Genomic DNA, 16,599 nt, shown 5'->3' on the forward strand with positions numbered 1-16,599 from the left:
ATTCACTTGAAACAGACTTTGCGTCAGACGTAGAATCATTAGCCCACTAACTATCATCAATGCGACAGGTAATAAACGCTATGCGACTGCCCCAACGCGACCCTTATGCTCCTCGCGAGTGGCAGCCTCACGAAAAGCCAATGCTGTTAGGCTCCCCCTCCACCCCGATCCACAGCACGCCCAAACGGGTAGCCTACGGTGTGGTGGGACTGCTGGTATGCCTTACCGGCGCGCTGGGCAATGCCATGGTTTCGGCCAACCTGCAAAATCTGCAGGGCACCTTTGCCGCCTGGTCCACCGAGATCGCCTGGCTGCCCGCAGTGTACGTAATGACCAACGTGTCGATTAACCTGCTGCTGGTGAAGTTTCGCCAGCAGTTTGGCCTGCGCGCCTTCACCGAAGGGTTTCTGGTGCTCTATGTGCTGGTGACCTTCTTTCACCTCTTCGTCAACGATCTCAGCTCGGCCCTGATGGTGCGCGCCGCCCACGGCATGGTGGCCGCGGCGCTCAGCTCGCTCGGGATCTACTATCAGATCCAGGCCTGGCCGGCGAAACACCGCCTGAAGGCCCTGACTATCGGCATCACCGGTTCCTCGCTGGCGATCCCCATTGCGCGGCTCTTCTCCACCGAGCTGCTGCAGCTGGACGAGTGGCGCGGGCTCTACCTCTTTGAGCTGGGTCTGGCGATGATCTCGCTGGGCTGCGTCATCGCCCTCAAGCTGCCCCCGGGGGACCGGCGCAAGGTGTTCGAGAAGAAAGATTTCATCACCTTTATCCTGCTGGCTCCGGGGATGGCGCTGCTCTGCGCGGTGCTCTCCCTTGGGCGGCTGGAGTGGTGGTTTGAAACGCCGTGGATCGGCTGGGCGCTGGCAGGTTCGCTGGTGCTAATTGTCTCGGCTATCGTCTTTGAGCATAACCGCAGCAACCCGCTGCTGAATACCCGCTGGCTCTCCAGCGGCAGCATTCTGCGCCTGGGGCTGATTATGCTGCTGATCCGCATCGTGCTGGCGGAGCAGAACACCGGGGTGATCGGCTGGTTGCAGTATGTCGGGTTGCAAAACGAGCAGATGACCCACCTGGCCTGGGCGATTTTTGCTGGCATCCTCTGCGGCATCGCCGCCAGCTGCCTGACCATCAAACCGACAAAGCTCGCCTGGCCGATTGTCACCTCGCTGGTGCTGATGATTATCGCCTCGCTGCTCGACAGCCAGTCCAGCAGCCTCACCCGCCCGGATCAACTAATGCTGAGCCAGTTCCTGCTCGGGTTCGGCAGCGCCTTCTTCCTTGCCCCGGCGATGCTGGCCGGGATTGGCGGGGTGATTGCCGATCCGCGCAACCTGGTCAGTTTTTCGGTGCTGTTCGGCATGAGCCAGAACATCGGCGGGCTGTTGGGTTCCGCCATTCTCGGCACCTTCCAGACCTGGCGTGAGAAGTACCACTCCAGCCTGCTGGCGGAACAGCTCACCAGCCTTAATCCGCTGGTGAACGAGCGCCTGCAGATCTACAGCCAGATGTACCGGAGCCTGATTGGCGACAGCGCCCTGCTGAGCACCCAGTCGGCGTTGCAACTACAGAACGCCAGCACGCTGCAGGCAAATATTCTCGCTTACAACGATACTTATCTTCTGACGGCTGGCATTGCCACCGCCACGCTGGTCTGGATCTTATGGCGCTTGTTGCGCCTGCGTATCACTGCCCGTCTGGCGCTGAGAAAGGCCACCGGCAGTAAATAATGGTTTATACAATAATGATGATTGTGCGTTCCCAGGAGTGGTTATGAGTCAGCAGGATGCCGCTAAAGAGCAGGCCAGTACCCGTAATAATCTGCGCGTGGTGTCAGTGTTCGCCGCCGCCGCCATCGGCATCGTTGGCGTGTTGGTGATCCTCTACGCCTGGCAGTTACCGCCGTTTACCCGCCATACCCAGTTTACCGATAACGCCTACGTGCGCGGCCAGACCACCTTTATCAGCCCGCAGGTGAACGGCTACATCACCGAGGTCAGGGTGCAGGATTTTGAGCAGGTAAAGAAAGGCGACCTGCTGCTGCAGATTGACGATCGTATCTACCGCCAGCGGGTACACCAGGCTGAAGCCCAGCTGGCGATGAAAATAGCCGCGCTGAACAACAACCTGCAACAGCGCAAAAGCGCCCAGGCGGTGATCCAGCGTAACGAAGCGGCGCTGAAAAACGCCCGGGCCCAGAGCCAGAAAACCCAGGCTGAACTCAAGCGCGTAAAAGATCTTACCGCCGATGGCTCGCTGTCGATCCGTGAGCGGGATGCAGCGCTGGCAAGTGCCGCCCAGGGCAGCGCCGATATCGACCAGGCGAAGGCCACGCTGGAGATGTCGCGCCAGGATCTGCAAACCGCCATCGTTAACCGCGCCGCGCTGGAGGCCGACGTCGAAAACGCGAAGGCGGCCCTCGAGCTGGCGCAGATCGACCTGCAAAATACCCGCATCGTGGCGCCACGCGACGGCCAGCTCGGGCAAATTGCGGTGCGTTTAGGCGCCTATGTGACCGCCGGTACCCACCTCACGACTCTGGTGCCGCCGCAGCACTGGGTGATCGCCAATATCAAAGAGACCCAGTTGGCGGACCTGCGCGTTGGCCAGCCGGTGAAATTCACCGTCGATGCCCTGAACGACAAAGCCTATGAAGGCCGGGTGCAGAGTATCTCCCCCGCCACCGGGGTGGAGTTCAGCGCCATTACGCCGGATAACGCCACCGGGAACTTCGTCAAGATTGCCCAGCGTATTCCGGTGCGTATTGAAGTATTAGGCAAGCCGGAGGAGTCGGCCCTGCTGCGTCCGGGCATGTCGGTGCAGGTGACTATTGATACCCGGGAGGCAGAATGAGCCGCCGCCCGCTTGTTGCCCTGATGGTGGCCGCCACCCTGAGCGCCTGTCAGTCGGTGGATGTTGAGCCAGCGAAGCCGACGCTACAGATCCCCGCCCAGTGGCGCGCCAGCACCGGCCCCGCCAGCCCGGCTGAGCAGATGTGGTGGCGCAATTTTCACGACAGCCAGCTCAACGCTTACGTTGACCAGGCCCTGCGCAACAACAGCGATGTGCTGATTGCCCGGGAGCGTATCAACGAGTACCAGGCCCGGGTCTATGCCAGTGAAGGCAGTCTGTTTCCGACCCTGGATGCCGATCTCAATGCGGGTCGCGCCCGTTCTCAGTCGGCGGCAACCGGTTTGCCTACCTACGGGGCGCTCTACAAAGGCAGCCTGACCGCCAGCTACGATGTGGATATCTGGGGGGCGAACCGCCGCACCACCGATGCCGCCCGGGCGAGCCTCGAAGCGCAAAAAGCCGCCGCCGCCGCGGCCGATCTGACGGTGGCCTCCTCGGTGGCCTCGGGGTACGTCACCCTGCTGGCGCTGGACAAGCAGCTTAAGGTTACGCAGTCGACCCTGAAAGCGCGGGAAGAGGCCTTTAATCTGGCACAGCGCCAGTATCAGACCGGCTACAGCTCGCGCCTGGAGCTGATGCAGTCCGACTCCGAGCTGCGCTCGACGCGGGCGCAGATCCCGCAGGTGCAGAACCAGATTGCCCGTCAGGAGAATGCGCTGACCCTGCTCCTGGGCAGCAACCCGGGGAGTATCGCCCGCAGCGCGGATTTCGATAGCCTGACCCCGCTGCGTATCCCGTCGCAGCTACCTTCGTCGCTGCTCAACCGTCGCCCGGATATTGTGCAGGCGGAACGCCAGCTGATCGCGGCCGATGCCTCGCTTGCGGCCTCGCGCGCCAGCCTGCTGCCGTCGATCAACCTGACCGCGAGCGGATCGATCCAGGATCGCACCCTGCCCGGCCTGCTGGATAATCCGCTGGAGCTGTGGAGCATCGGCGGCAGTATTCTGGCCCCGCTGCTGAACCGTCAGGCGCTGAATGCCCAGGTGGATATCGGCCAGTCGCAGCGCAACCAGGCGCTCTACAGCTATGAAAAAACCGTGCGTAACGCCTTTAAAGAGGTGAACGACAGCCTGGATGCCATCGCCCGCTATGGCGAGCAGCTGACCGAGCTGGTGGCGCAGCAGGAGGTGGCCCAGGAGACGCTGCGCATCGCCCAGAACCGCTACCGCAACGGCTATTCATCCTATCTGGACGTGCTGGACGCCCAGCGTACGCTGTTCTCGGTGCAGACCAGCGTGGTGCAGGCGAAAAATAACCTGCTGCTGGCGCAGATCGATCTGTATAAAGCGCTGGGAGGCGGCTGGTCGGCATCGTAAACGCCGGGCGGCGCATGCGCTTGCCCGGCCTACAGGTTTCGTAGGCCCGTGCACGCGTAGCGCCGCCGGGCAATATACGCACTAAGGGGTCAATCTATGCAACAGCTGTGGTCTGACGTAGATAATTACATGATTTCCGAGCTTATTCCTCAGGATGAGGTGCTGCAAAAGGTCCTTGAAAATAACCAGCGCGCCGGGTTACCAGCCCACGACGTCGCCGCTAATCAGGGGCAGTTACTGGCGCTGTTTGTGCGCATGACCCAGGCGAGGCGGATCCTGGAGATTGGCACCCTGGGAGCCTACAGCAGCATCTGGATGGCGCGCGCCCTGCCCGCGGATGGCAAGCTGATCACGCTGGAGGCCGACCCGGTTCACGCTCAGGTCGCCCGGCAGAACATTCATCTGGCGGGACTGGAGCAGCGTATTGAGCTGATCGAAGGTCCAGCCCTGCTCTCCCTTGAGCGCTTCGATGCGATCCCGCCTTTTGATCTGATCTTTATCGATGCCGATAAACCGAATAACCCGGGCTATCTGGAGTGGGCGCTGCACTACTCCCGGCCGGGGACGGTGATTATCGGCGACAACGTGGTGCGGGACGGAGAAGTGGTTAACGGCCAGAGCGATGACGCCCGGGTGCATGGCGTGCGGCGGTTTATCGAGATGATCGGCGATAACCCGCGCCTTACCGCCACCGCGTTACAGACGGTGGGTGTGAAGGGATGGGATGGGTTTACGCTGGCGATGGTGAACGGGTAAACACCGCTTACCGGCCCTGCGGGAGGGGTGCTGTTACATGCGGCACCGGTGGTGGTTCCGTTCACCTCACGTTCCTTGCTTCTCTGATACATCCGAACCGGTGAACGTGCCAGGGCGGCTCAATCGCCACCGCCCTGGCGACCCGGGCTCCCGGCAAGAAAATCGCCGCTTCGCGGTCCCCTCAGCTTATTCCTTCAGGCTTTCGGGTCGGGCACCAGCCTGCATCCATGCAGGCTATGCCCTCTCGGCGCATCCATGCGCCTCGCCCCGGCCTTCCGGAAACGCTTCGGCGATTTTCAGCCGGACCAGGGAGCCGCTGTTAGCCTTTTATTAACCGAAACGACTCCATTGCTTCCATGCAATATTGTAGGCCGGGCAAGCGCCAGCGCCGCCCGGCGATTTTAAGCCGAGATCTGCTCCATCGCCTGCAAGATACGCTTATCGGAGATGGGGTATGGCGTCCCCAGCTGCTGGGCAAAGAAGCTGACGCGCAGCTCTTCAATCATCCAGCGGATCTCCTGTACATCTTCATCATCGCGGCGGGCCGGTGGCAGCTTGTGCAGCCACTGCTGCCAGCGCTGCTGCACCGCTTCCACCTTCAACATCTGCGCCCGGTCGCGGTGCGGATCGATCGCCATCTTCTCCAGACGTTTTTCAATCGCCTGCAAATAGCGCAGCGTATCGCCTAAACGCTTGTACCCGTTGCCGGTCACAAACCCGCGATAGACCAGCCCCGCCATCTGCGCTTTCACGTCCGAGAGCCCCAGCGCCATGGTCATATCCACCCGCCCTTTCAGGCGCTTGTTGATATTGAACACCGCGGTCAGGATCTGCTCGACCTGCTTCGCAATGTTGACCACCGTCTCGTTGAGTTCAGCGCGCACTTTTTCGTGCAGTTGCGCAAACCCCTCTTCGGTCCACACCGGGCCACCCGCGGCGTTGATCAACTGGTCCACGCCGCAGGAGATGCAGTCATCGATCAGATCCAGCACCTTGCCGTACGGGTTAAAGTAGAGCCCCAGTTTGGCCTTGTTCGGCAGCTTCTCGTGCAGATATTTGATCGGCGACGGGATGTTCAACAGCAACAGGCGGCGCAACCCGCGCCACATCGCCTGCTGCTGCTCCTGCGGATTATCGAACAGCTTGATCGCCACGCTGTCGCGTTCGTCCACCAGCGCGGGCCAGGCTTTGACCTTGTAGTTGCCGCGCTTCTGCTCGTAGCTTTCCGGTAGCTGACCAAAGCTCCAGATATGCAGTCCGCTCTGTTCGATACCGTCGTCGGCCACGGCAGAAAGGGTCTCCTGCACCTTGCCTTTTAAGGCCTCTTTCAGCTCGGTCAGGGAGCGGCCTTCCTGCAGCTTTCTATTTTTATCATCCACTACCCGGAAGCTGATTTTCAGGTGATCGGGCACCTGATCCCAGTGCCAGTCTTCCCGGTCGATGGTGACGCCCGTCATGCGGCGCAGCTCGCGCTCCAGCGAATCCAGCAGCGGCAGCTCCAGCGGCGTGGCGCGGCCTAAAAACGCCTCGGCGTAGTTCGGCGCAGGCACAAAATTGCGGCGCACCGGCTTCGGCAGCGATTTAATCAGGGCGATAACCAGCTCGCGGCGCAGGCCGGGGATCTGCCACTCAAACCCGCTCTCTTCCACCTGGTTGAGCAGCGGCAGCGGGATATGCACGGTCACGCCGTCGGCATCGGTGCCCGGTTCAAACTGGTAGCTCAGGCGTAGCTTGAGGTTGCCCTGATGCCAGAAGTTCGGGTAGTCGAGCTTGCTGACCTGCTCCGCTCCCTCTTTGATCAACATGCTCTTTTCAAAGTTGAGCAAGTCCGGGGTCTCGCGGCTGACCTTTTTCCACCAGCTGTCAAAGTGGCGGGCAGAAATCACGTCGTGGCTGATGCGCTGGTCGTAAAACTCGAACAGCGTCTCGTCATCCACAAGGATGTCGCGGCGACGGGTTTTGTGTTCAAGCTCTTCCACTTCGCTGCGCAGTTTAAGGTTTTCCCGGAAGAAGGCGTGGCGCGTCTGCCAGTCGCCCTCCACCAGCGCGTGGCGGATAAACAGTTCGCGGCTTAGCGCAGGGTCGATCTGGCTGTAGTTGACCTTACGCGCCGCCACCACCGGCAGGCCGTAGACGGTGACCTTCTCAGTCGCCATCACCGCCCCCTGCGCCCGCTCCCAGTGCGGTTCACTGTATGAGCGCTTCAGCAGGTGCTGCGCCACCGGTTCGACCCACTCAGGATCGATACGCGCGGCAATGCGGCCCCACAGACGGCTGGTCTCCACCAGCTCGGCGACCATCGTCCACTTCGGCGGTTTTTTGAACAGGCCAGAGCCGGGGAAGATGGCGAAGCGGGCGTTACGCGCCCCGGTAAACTCCTGCTTATCGGCATCTTTCATACCGATATGCGACAGCAGACCGGTCAGCAGCGCGATGTGAATTTCGCGGTACTCCGCCGGTTCGCTGTTGACCGGAATGCCCAGCTCTTTCACCACCTGGCGCAGCTGGGTGTAGATATCCTGCCACTCGCGCACCCGCAGGTAGTTAAGGAAATCGACCCGGCACTGGCGGCGGAACTGGTTTGAGGAAAGCGCTTTCTGCTGCTCGCCGATGTAGTTCCACAGGTTCACAAAGGCAAGGAAGTCAGACTCTTTATCGTGGAAACGGCGGTGCTTCTCGTCGGAGGCCTGCTGTTTGTCCATCGGGCGCTCGCGCGGATCCTGGATGGAGAGCGCCGAAGTGATAATCATCGCCTCACGCACGCAGCCATGTTTTTGCGCCTCCAGCACCATCCGCGCCAGGCGCGGGTCAACCGGCAGCTGGCTGAGCTGGCGCCCCATGGGGGTCAGCTTGTAGACCGTGGCCTGCTCGTCGGTGGTGATCGCCCCCAGCTCCTCCAGCAGGCGCACGCCGTCCTGGATGTTGCGCTTGTCCGGCGCTTCCACAAACGGGAAGGCGGCGATATCGCCCAGCCCGAGGGCAGTCATTTGCAGAATAACCGACGCCAGGTTGGTACGCAGAATTTCCGGGTCGGTAAACTCCGGGCGCGACAGGAAATCGTCTTCCGAATAGAGGCGGATACAGATCCCTTCCGAGACACGTCCGCAGCGGCCCTTACGCTGGTTGGCGGAGGCCTGAGAAATCGGCTCGATCGGCAGTCGCTGCACCTTGGTGCGGTAGCTGTAGCGGCTGATGCGCGCCGTGCCGGGGTCGATAACATATTTAATGCCCGGCACGGTAAGGGACGTTTCCGCCACGTTGGTCGCCAGCACGATCCGGCGACCACTGTGGGCCTGGAAGACGCGGTTCTGCTCGCTGTTGGAGAGACGTGCATACAGCGGCAGGATCTCGGTATGGCGCAGGTCGCGCTTGCTCAGCGCGTCGGCGGTGTCGCGGATTTCGCGCTCGCCGCTCATAAAGATCAGGATATCGCCCGGGCTTTCATTCCCCAGCTCATCCACCGCATCGAAAATGGCCTGGAGCTGATCGCGCTCGGTGTCGTCGGCGTCTTCCACCATCGGACGATAGCGGACCTCAACCGGATAGGTGCGCCCCGAGACTTCGATAATCGGCGCATTGTTGAAATGACGCGAAAAACGTTCCGGGTCGATGGTCGCCGAGGTGATGATGACTTTCAGATCCGGGCGACGCGGCAGCAGCTCCCGCAGGTAGCCCAGCAGGAAGTCGATGTTCAGGCTGCGCTCGTGCGCTTCATCGATGATGATGGTGTCATACTGCATCAGCAGTCGGTCCTGCTGGATCTCCGCCAGCAGAATGCCGTCGGTCATCAGCTTGACCATGGTGTTGTCGCTGACGTGATCGCTGAAGCGCACCTTATAGCCGATACAGCCGCCCGGCTCGGTTTGCAGCTCTTCGGCAATACGGTTCGCCACCGTTCGCGCCGCCAGACGCCGCGGCTGGGTGTGGCCGATCAGGCCCTTGATCCCGCGCCCCAGCTCCATACAAATTTTTGGCAGCTGGGTGGTTTTGCCTGAGCCGGTCTCACCCGCCACAATCACCACCTGGTGATCGCGCACGGCTTCGAGGATCGCCTGTTTTTTCTGGCTGACGGGCAGGTTTTCCGGATAGGTAATGGCCGGGCGCGCGGCTTCACGCAGCACAACCTTACCCGCCGCCTGTTCAATCTCTTTCGCCATCTCCTGGAAAATGGCCTGTTGTGCATCAGGATTTTTAACCTTCTTTACCCCATGCAGGCGGCGGGCAAAGCGCTGTTTGTCACGCAACATCAGCGGATCCAGCTGTTGCATAAGCATCGGGAAGGTTAATTTCTGTTGTTCTGTCATAGCGTTAACGGGCAGTGCACTGCCGGATAAAATCTCTTTGTAATGATTGCTATAGAGTACCACATCGCGGGTTTTTGCGCCTTATTCAAAAAATTCGAACATAGACTTCGATATATTGCGCTATCCCTGCGACAGGATTGTGAATAGAGTGTCAGCAAGCAACGGGGCAACCCCCTCATCAAATACAACAAAGGAATCACCCATGAGCAAAGTATTAGTTCTTAAATCCAGTATTCTGGCAGGGTACTCTCAGTCTGGTCAGCTGTCTGATTATTTCGTTGAACAGTGGCGTGAACAGCACAGCGGTGATGAAATTACCGTCCGCGATCTGGCCGCTCAGCCTGTTCCGGTACTGGATGGTGAGCTGGTGGGTGCCCTGCGTCCGAGCGATGCGCCGCTGACGCCACGTCAGCAGGAAGCGCTGGCGCTCTCCGATGAGCTGATTGCCGAGCTGAAAGCCCACGACGTGATCGTGATTAACGCGCCGATGTATAACTTCAACATCCCGACCCAGCTGAAGAACTACTTCGACCTGGTAGCGCGTGCGGGCGTCACCTTCCGCTACACCGAGAAAGGACCTGAAGGTCTGGTCACCGGTAAACGTGCGATTGTGCTTTCAAGCCGTGGCGGTATTCACAAAGATACCCCAACTGACCTGGTGGCGCCGTACCTGACCCTGTTCCTGGGCTTCATCGGCATCACCGACGTGAACTTCGTCTTTGCAGAAGGTATCGCTTACGGTCCGGAAGTAGCGACCAAAGCGCAGAACGATGCGAAAGCGGCTATCGACAGCCTGGTCGCGGCGTAAGATCCAACGCTGAAAATCTCGCCGGGGAGTGGTGCACGCATCACTCCCCGGCGCTTTTATGTCTCCTGCAAACGTGCCAGCATCCGTGCTCTGCTAAGATAAATAATCGCGCACAGCAGCAGGCTGAGCAAGGCCGTGCAGATAAATACCCCCGCCCCGGTCATGGCGAGCATCACCCCGCCGATTAACGGCCCGACCGCAACCCCCAGCGTCGATAACGTTGAAGCCCCAAGATAGGCACCCCGGTGCTCCGCCGGCGCCAGCTGATCGAGCAAAATATTCAGGTTTGGCATCAGAATCGCCTCCCCCATACTGAAGACGGCGGTAAAGGTCAGCCAGATCCACACCTCCGTTGAACGGGTGGCAAAAAAGCAGAGCTGCGATAAGGCGAAAATGGCGCCGCCCAGAAGTATCCGTTTCGGCAGGTTAATCTGCGCCATAAACCGCACAATCAGGCTCTGAAACACCAGCACGGTGCAGGCATTGGTAACCAGAATCAGGGTGATGAGCTTCACCGCCCCGTTGCCATCAAGTAGCATCAGATACTGCGGCAGGACGGCTTCATAATGGATAAAAACGATACTGCACAAGATGCTACACAGCAGCGCCGCAACATAGATTCGGTCTTTGGCGATAATCCCCATCATCTGATGCAGCCTGATGGCCGGCGCGCTGCCGGACTGCGGCTCGCCCACCAGCTTCCCTGCCGGGATAAACAGCAGTACATAGACGAAAAATGGCAGATAGGTTAAGCCCGTGATCAGAAATGTCCCCTTCTGGGATGTCAGGCCAAAGACCAGCCCCACCAGCGGGCCAAACACTGCCGCGACGTTGATCAGGTAGTAGCGCATTTGCAGGGCCAGCGCCCGGCGACGGCGGTCACCCAGCAGATCGCTCATCAGCGCGCGCACCGGGGGATCGACCCAGGCAAAACAGACCCCGATGATCATCAGGCCGGTGATAAACAGCCCCATCCCGCTCGCCTGCGCCAGCGTGATATAGCCCACGGCGGAAAACCCGCACCCCAACAGAAGGATCACCCGCCGCCCCATGCGGTCCGAAATCTGCCCGCCGTACATGCCGAGCACCACGGAGATCAGGGCGCTGCTGGTCATCGCCACGCCAATGGCGATGGGAGACATATGGTAATTCTGGGTCATGATCACGGCGATAAAGGGCCATGCCATAAAATAGCTAAACCGTATGACGAAGGTAAAAAAGAGCAGTGCGTGTACTGTTGCAGGAAATGTTTTTAGCGTCTGAAAAAGCCCCGGTGCCGCGCAGATTTCAGCGGCAGGTTTGGTTGTCATAGGTTGTCCTGTTGGTTATTTTTAATTGTTCTGTTGGCCACGAAATATACCTGGCTAACTAGTAATAAATTTAATTACCCGCAGGTGCAATAAAAAATTTAACAAAATTTTAATAGGTTTTTTTATCTTGAAATTGTGAATTTTTCTTTTGCGGGATTTTTTTCAGCGGTGCTTGACTCGCGTTCAGCGTGCAGTATTATCTCTCATTAGAGAATTTTGTCTCACATACGGGAAGCGGGTATGAACAATCAGGACTACAGGGAAAAGCTGGCGGCACGTCTGGCCGCGCTACGCCTGCAGCATAACCGTTCGCTGGAGGATCTCTCCGCGGCGTCGGGAATAAGCAGAGCCTCACTGTCACGCATTGAACGGGGTGAAGTCAGCCCCACCGCGGAAGTGCTCAACCAGCTCTGCAGCGTATACGGCATGACCATGTCCCGGCTGATCAGCGAGGTTGAGCAGGTCGCTGATAACCTGTTCCGGGCCGGGGAGCAGAGCCTGTGGCATGATGAGCACAGCGGGTTTGAGCGGCGTCTGTTAATACCGCCGTCTAACGCTTTCCGCTGCGAAATGATTGACGGGAAATTACGTCCGGGTGCTTTTATTGAATATCTTCAGCCACCAGTTCAGGGGCTGGAGCAATATATCTGGTTACATGCAGGGGAGTTGATTATTACCATGAATGCGGAAACCTGGCATCTGAAAAAAGGTGATAGTTTACGTTTTCATTTATCGGGAACCTCATCATTCAGGGCACATGAAAATCTTGGCGCCCACTATATTCTGGTGGTATGTAAATCATGATTGAATATAAATGTCTTACTGCTGACGAGGCACGTCAACGCTTCTCAGAATTAGGTGATGTTTTGCAGGCGTGCGTAAAAGATGGCGCGAGTGTCGGTTTTATCGATCCCACCGGCCGTCCTGCCATCGATCGTTTCTGGCAGGAAAAAATAGATAGCCTTGCGCGCCGCGATTGCGATCTTTTCATCGCCCTGGATAACGGCACGGCAGCCGGTACCGTCATGGTTAACTATTGCGCCACGCCTAATGGCCGCCACCGGGCAGAAATGACCAAGCTGCTGGTTCACCCACAATCACGTCGCCAGGGAATTGCACGAGCGCTGATGATGCAGGCAGAACAGTTGGCCTGGGAAAAGGGGCTCGTTTTGCTGGTGCTGGATACACGCAGTGGCGACGTGGCCAGCGATCTCTACCGCTCGCTTGGCTGGCAGACCGCGGGGTCGATTCCGTTTTATGCGCAGTCGGTTGAAAACACCCTGGATTCGACCACATACATGTACAAAGTTAACGAAAATGCCAAAGCCGCTATCGCCAGCCGGGTGATCGCGTAAGTTTGCCCCTCTCACCGCCCGGTGGGAGGTTTTTGCTTTTCAGCCCTCACCACCCTTTTTCCAGCACCGCAATATTCTTTCCGTCCCGGCGTTCGAGGTCAAAACTGTCTACCGACAGCAGGATCAGCCTGAGCCCCCGGCCACTTTCTGCGAGCAGCGTGTCGTCACCAAACGCCTCATTACGCGCCTCGGCCAGGCGTTCAGCGGGAAAAGGCGTCCCTGCATCGGTAAAGCGCAGGGTCACGCCAGCGTCGGCGGCGATAAACGTCACGTTAAAAAGCTGGCGTTGATCTTCGTGCAGCGCATAGCGGATGATATTGGTCGCCGTCTCGCAGGCGGCGAGATCCAGCGCAAAGCGCCAGGTTTCGTCCACGGGCAGCGAGGCCATCTGTTGCGTCAGCCACTCCGCCAGCGGCGAGAGCGAACTTAACGCGGCCGGAAGCGCAATCTCGTGAGCCACGACCATATCATTGATTCAGCTGCGCCAGCGCCGCGGCGCGGTCCGGGCAGATGCGGAAAATGCGATCCATCCGGGTCAGGGTAAACATGTTGCGGATGCCGGGGTTCAGCGCGCAGAGCACCATATCGCCTTTACCGTTCATCATTTTCAGCAGGGAGACCAGGGTCCCCAGACCGCTACTGTCGATAAAATCGATTTTGCTGAAGTCGACGATCAGGGCTTTGCGATCTTCACCGATCTCGCGGGTAATCGCCTCCTTAAACGCCGCCGCCACCGAGGCATCCAGCCGGCGCACCGCCGGGGTCATAATGTTCACATTGGGCTGCCGCTGTGTATCAATATTCATTGCTCTTCTCCTTTACGCTCAATCACTAAGAGTGAAACATCATCGGCCATCGATGATTGCTCCTGGTTTTCCCCGCTACGCCAGTGAATAAGGTGCCGGGCAAACTGCGCCAGGAGATCGTTCAGCCCGAGGGTGGCCCCGTGCCGCAGCGCCTCCTGCAGCCGCTGCGGGCCAAACTGTTCCCCGGTGAGGTTTTCACATTCGGTAATGCCGTCGCTGAACAGGCAGAGCCGCTCGCCTGCCGCCAGCGTGAAGTCAACATCCGTCCAGCTGAGATCCGGCATCAATCCTACCGGCGCTCCGCCGCTGCCGACGGCTCTGACCTCTCCGTCCGGGCTGACGATAAAGGGGGTCGGGTGACCGGCCTGGCACAGTTTCCCCTCGCCGGTATCAAGATCAATGACGCCGTAAATCATAGTGAAATAGCTGACTATCTCTACCTCATCGCTGCAAAAACGGCCGTTGAGGATGCGCACCACCTCGGCGGGCGACGCCACCTCGTCGTCGTCGGTAAAGAGAAAGCGCTCTACCGCCCTGCCGTGCAAAAACTGGCGGGCCACCGCGAGGGACATCATTGCCGCCCCCACGCCGTGGCCGGAGACGTCCACGCAGTAAAAGCCCAGATGGTTATCCAGCGGGAAGACGTTAAAGATATCCCCGGAAACCCAGGCCGAGGGCAGAAAGAGCCAGTCGGAAAAGTAGTCCCGGTAGCGCTGCTGGTGCGCGGGCAGCACCGACTGTTGGATACGTGCCGCCACCTCGAGATCTTGTTCAATCTGGCGCAGAGCCTCACTAAGGCGGGCGTTGCGGGCGGCGAGGGTCGCCTCCAGGGAGAGAATACGCGCCCCCGCATGCAGCCGCGCCCGCAGTTCGCTCTGCTCGACAGGCTTGCTGAGAAAGTCATCCGCGCCAGCGTCAAACCCCAGCGTCAGATCGTCTGGATTTTCACGGCCGGTAAGGAGAATGACATAGATATAGTGACCGATCTGGCGGCTGCGGATCTCCCGGCACAGCGTCAGGCCATCCATTTCCGGCATTTCCCAGTCGCTGATGACCAGACTGACCGGCTGGCTTTCGAGGATCTGCAGCGCGGCGAGGCCGTTTTCCGCCTCGCTGACCTTATAGCCCCACTGCGCCAGCATCCGACTCAGCAGCCGACGATAGACCAGCGAATCTTCCACAATCAGTACATGCTGCGCCACTCTCGCCCCCTAAAGCGGTAAGAACCAGATAAGGCTAACCGTTCCTTCACGAAACTTACCGTTGCCGCTCTGGTGGCCGGGATAACGGGTGCCGGAATAGTTGGCATACTGAACGGAGAATGAGCCTGGCGTATAGCCTGCATAGCCGAAGCTGTAGCTGTAATCGCCGTTCCAGGGCTGTTGCTGGCTGCTGTCCGGGAACCAGAACGCCGTGGCGCGCACAAAGAAATGTTGTTTGAAGGTGTAACCGCACCCACCCAGCATCACGTTTTTGTTTTTGCGGATGTCGTTGCTCTCCAGATCGTAGTAGCGCGGTACCCAGCTGTAGCCCACCTGGCAGATAATGGCGTCGCCTTTGTTGATCAACAGCGTATTCTCCACCGGTTTCGGCAGCGAGAATTTGTAGGCCAGGGTTACTGCCCCCTGCTCGAAGTAAGTGTGACGACCACTGCCCGAGGTCCAGAAGCGGTTATCCCCGTAATTGCTGTACACCAGGCTAAGGGTATTGGCGTGCCAGTCGTCGTAGCCGAAGCTGTAGCGAAAGTCAGCGGTATAGCGGCTGGTGTCGGTGACCGGTAGACGCGACGTGACGTTGGCAAACCAGTAGCTGTAAGGGGAATATTGCAGACTCAGGTTCAGCGTCTGGTTATATTTTCGCTTCTGCTCCGCGCTGTCTGAGCTGTTGGGGATAGTCATCCACTGCTCTTTCAGGCCCGAGCTAAAGCTCAGCGCGCCGGAAAAAACATCCTCATTGCCTGAGAAAAGCCGTCCCCAGCGGCTGGTAAATACCCCTGCCTGCACCGGCTCGCCGTTCTTGTCGCGCAGTGTCCCGGCATCCTCCTTCGGCGCCGCCTCTGCGCCGGTGGCAATGCACAAGAGTGCGCAGGCCAGCAAATATCTCTCCCGCATCTCCCCTTCCTTAGTTAGGTATCCAGCGTGCGGCGACGTTATATTTCGCCAGTAGCCACAGCACACCAAGCGCCGCTGCATGTACAAAGGTGTTTACTATCCAGTCCTGACGCCACAGATCGAAGGTCACAAACTGGCTTACCGCGAGCACGACGTAGACGTGCAAAATAAAGGTATAAAGCGAGCGCTGGCCGAGCGGGATAAGAAACAAGCCTGCCAGCCGGTAAAGGGGTTGCCAGCACCAGGTCAGAAGCAGATAGACCGTCACCATCAGGCAGATATCGTTCAGCACCCTCACCGGGCCCAGCCCGTTTTTTGCCGCCCAGGTATGGTAAAACGCGTTGAAGTCCGCCGCAGGGATGGTATGCATCAGGAGCGCGGGCGGCATAAAGGGGTTGGTATGATTCTGGGCGACAAAACCGAGGGCCAGTGCAATCACCACCAGCGCCGCGACCACCACTTTGCCAGCGGGAGTGCGAGCGAAAGAGAGCAGCTCCTCTTTATACCAGCCGCAACTCATTCCCAGCACAAAAATAAACTGCCACGCCAGCAGCGGAAAGGCGAACTCAAACTGCGACGGGGTTACCCGTACCGGCCAGCGCTGCCAGCAGCAGTAAACCAGCAGCGAAAGGCCCAGCAGCCAGTACACTTTATCCCTTTGCAACATGCCTAAAAACAGAGGGCTTAACAGCAGGAGAAAGATATAGGGTAATGACTCCAACTTACTGATAGTGTTTTATGTTCAGATAATGCCCGATGACCTTGTCATGCAGCTCCACCGATTTTGAGAACGACAGTGACATCCGTCCCAGCCTTGCCAGATGTTGTCTCAGATTCAGGTTATGTCGCTCAATGCGCTGAGTGTAACGCTTGCTGATAACGTGCAGCTTTCCCTTCAGGCGTGATTCGTACAGCGG

General features: G+C 58.9%; 14 protein-coding genes and 1 pseudogene. 7 read left to right on the forward strand and 8 right to left on the reverse strand.

Going from position 1 to position 16,599, the window contains the following annotated elements; translation table 11 throughout:
* Window positions 1-80 precede the first annotated feature (80 nt).
* The 4 genes from FHC51_RS17460 (at window position 81) to FHC51_RS17475 (ending at window position 4,988) form a co-directional block, all read left to right on the forward strand.
* Window positions 81-1,733 (forward strand): MFS transporter, encoded by a 1,653-nt coding sequence (locus tag FHC51_RS17460; RefSeq protein ID WP_375373810.1) that lies wholly within the window; start codon window positions 81-83, stop codon window positions 1,731-1,733.
* A gap of 43 nt (window positions 1,734-1,776) precedes the next feature.
* Window positions 1,777-2,856, forward strand: a complete 1,080-nt coding sequence (locus FHC51_RS17465) for an HlyD family secretion protein (RefSeq protein ID WP_220436208.1) — start codon at window positions 1,777-1,779, stop codon at window positions 2,854-2,856.
* A complete protein-coding gene (locus FHC51_RS17470) occupies window positions 2,853-4,232 on the forward strand; it encodes an efflux transporter outer membrane subunit (RefSeq protein WP_220436209.1) in 1,380 nt (459 codons plus the stop codon). The genes FHC51_RS17465 and FHC51_RS17470 overlap by 4 nt, the downstream gene beginning before the upstream one ends.
* 96 nt (window positions 4,233-4,328) lie before the next feature.
* Window positions 4,329-4,988: an O-methyltransferase gene (locus FHC51_RS17475; RefSeq protein ID WP_220436210.1), complete on the forward strand. Its 660-nt coding sequence runs from the start codon at window positions 4,329-4,331 to the stop codon at window positions 4,986-4,988.
* 401 nt (window positions 4,989-5,389) lie between these two features.
* Here the strand turns inward: FHC51_RS17475 and hrpA are convergent, their stop codons facing one another.
* Window positions 5,390-9,292: an ATP-dependent RNA helicase HrpA gene (hrpA, locus tag FHC51_RS17480; RefSeq protein WP_220436211.1), complete on the reverse strand. Its 3,903-nt coding sequence runs from the start codon at window positions 9,290-9,292 to the stop codon at window positions 5,390-5,392.
* Window positions 9,293-9,494: 202 nt separating this feature from the next.
* Between hrpA and azoR the strand changes: the two genes are divergently transcribed.
* The gene (azoR, locus tag FHC51_RS17485) at window positions 9,495-10,100 is read left to right on the forward strand and encodes an FMN-dependent NADH-azoreductase (protein WP_220436212.1); all 606 of its coding nucleotides are present in this window, start codon (window positions 9,495-9,497) and stop codon (window positions 10,098-10,100) included.
* Window positions 10,101-10,156: 56 nt separating this feature from the next.
* Here azoR and FHC51_RS17490 read toward each other — a convergent pair whose 3' ends face one another.
* On the reverse strand, window positions 10,157-11,410 hold the full coding sequence (locus FHC51_RS17490; RefSeq protein ID WP_220436213.1) for an MFS transporter: 1,254 nt from the start codon (window positions 11,408-11,410) through the stop codon (window positions 10,157-10,159).
* A 240-nt stretch (window positions 11,411-11,650) separates the two neighbouring features.
* Here FHC51_RS17490 and FHC51_RS17495 point away from each other — a divergent pair, with 240 nt between their 5' ends.
* Together FHC51_RS17495 and FHC51_RS17500 are read left to right on the forward strand one after the other, a co-directional pair.
* On the forward strand, window positions 11,651-12,214 hold the full coding sequence (locus FHC51_RS17495) for a helix-turn-helix transcriptional regulator (RefSeq protein ID WP_114386782.1): 564 nt from the start codon (window positions 11,651-11,653) through the stop codon (window positions 12,212-12,214).
* The gene (locus FHC51_RS17500) at window positions 12,211-12,765 is read left to right on the forward strand and encodes an N-acetyltransferase (RefSeq protein ID WP_220436214.1); all 555 of its coding nucleotides are present in this window, start codon (window positions 12,211-12,213) and stop codon (window positions 12,763-12,765) included. Before FHC51_RS17495 ends, FHC51_RS17500 begins: the two co-directional genes overlap by 4 nt.
* A 46-nt stretch (window positions 12,766-12,811) precedes the next feature.
* Here the strand turns inward: FHC51_RS17500 and FHC51_RS17505 are convergent, their stop codons facing one another.
* From FHC51_RS17505 to FHC51_RS17530, 6 genes and pseudogenes are all read right to left on the reverse strand, one after another.
* Complete coding sequence (locus FHC51_RS17505) at window positions 12,812-13,231, reverse strand: ATP-binding protein (RefSeq protein ID WP_220436215.1); 420 nt, start codon at window positions 13,229-13,231, stop codon at window positions 12,812-12,814.
* A gap of 1 nt (window position 13,232) precedes the next feature.
* Window positions 13,233-13,571, reverse strand: coding sequence for an STAS domain-containing protein (locus tag FHC51_RS17510; RefSeq protein ID WP_220436216.1), 339 nt, complete (start codon window positions 13,569-13,571; stop codon window positions 13,233-13,235).
* Window positions 13,568-14,713, reverse strand: a complete 1,146-nt coding sequence (locus tag FHC51_RS17515) for a PP2C family protein-serine/threonine phosphatase (protein WP_233210560.1) — start codon at window positions 14,711-14,713, stop codon at window positions 13,568-13,570. Before FHC51_RS17515 ends, FHC51_RS17510 begins: the two co-directional genes overlap by 4 nt.
* A 69-nt stretch (window positions 14,714-14,782) precedes the next feature.
* Entirely contained in the window at window positions 14,783-15,682 is a 900-nt protein-coding gene (locus FHC51_RS17520; protein ID WP_220436217.1) for a hypothetical protein, read from the reverse strand.
* 10 nt (window positions 15,683-15,692) lie between these two features.
* Window positions 15,693-16,388: pseudogene (gene opgC, locus FHC51_RS17525) on the reverse strand (OpgC domain-containing protein); the annotation flags it as partial.
* Window positions 16,389-16,404: 16 nt separating this feature from the next.
* On the reverse strand, window positions 16,405-16,599 hold a 195-nt coding region (locus FHC51_RS17530), incomplete at its 5' end, for an IS1 family transposase (protein ID WP_216085491.1).

It is taken from the genome of Leclercia sp. EC_58 (assembly GCF_019584355.1).
Taxonomy (GTDB): domain Bacteria; phylum Pseudomonadota; class Gammaproteobacteria; order Enterobacterales; family Enterobacteriaceae; genus Enterobacter.

Coding starts and splice junctions, on each gene's coding strand:
- FHC51_RS17470 (WP_220436209.1), top strand. CDS start 2,853: ATGAGCCGCCGCCCGCTTGTTGCCCTGATGGTGGCCGCCACCCTGAGC.
- azoR (WP_220436212.1), top strand. CDS start 9,495: ATGAGCAAAGTATTAGTTCTTAAATCCAGTATTCTGGCAGGGTACTCT.
- FHC51_RS17510 (WP_220436216.1), bottom strand. CDS start 13,571: ATGAATATTGATACACAGCGGCAGCCCAATGTGAACATTATGACCCCG.
- FHC51_RS17495 (WP_114386782.1), top strand. CDS start 11,651: ATGAACAATCAGGACTACAGGGAAAAGCTGGCGGCACGTCTGGCCGCG.
- FHC51_RS17520 (WP_220436217.1), bottom strand. CDS start 15,682: ATGCGGGAGAGATATTTGCTGGCCTGCGCACTCTTGTGCATTGCCACC.
- FHC51_RS17490 (WP_220436213.1), bottom strand. CDS start 11,410: ATGACAACCAAACCTGCCGCTGAAATCTGCGCGGCACCGGGGCTTTTT.
- FHC51_RS17515 (WP_233210560.1), bottom strand. CDS start 14,713: ATGCTGGCGCAGTGGGGCTATAAGGTCAGCGAGGCGGAAAACGGCCTC.
- hrpA (WP_220436211.1), bottom strand. CDS start 9,292: ATGACAGAACAACAGAAATTAACCTTCCCGATGCTTATGCAACAGCTG.
- FHC51_RS17500 (WP_220436214.1), top strand. CDS start 12,211: ATGATTGAATATAAATGTCTTACTGCTGACGAGGCACGTCAACGCTTC.
- FHC51_RS17475 (WP_220436210.1), top strand. CDS start 4,329: ATGCAACAGCTGTGGTCTGACGTAGATAATTACATGATTTCCGAGCTT.
- FHC51_RS17460 (WP_375373810.1), top strand. CDS start 81: ATGCGACTGCCCCAACGCGACCCTTATGCTCCTCGCGAGTGGCAGCCT.
- FHC51_RS17465 (WP_220436208.1), top strand. CDS start 1,777: ATGAGTCAGCAGGATGCCGCTAAAGAGCAGGCCAGTACCCGTAATAAT.
- FHC51_RS17505 (WP_220436215.1), bottom strand. CDS start 13,231: ATGGTCGTGGCTCACGAGATTGCGCTTCCGGCCGCGTTAAGTTCGCTC.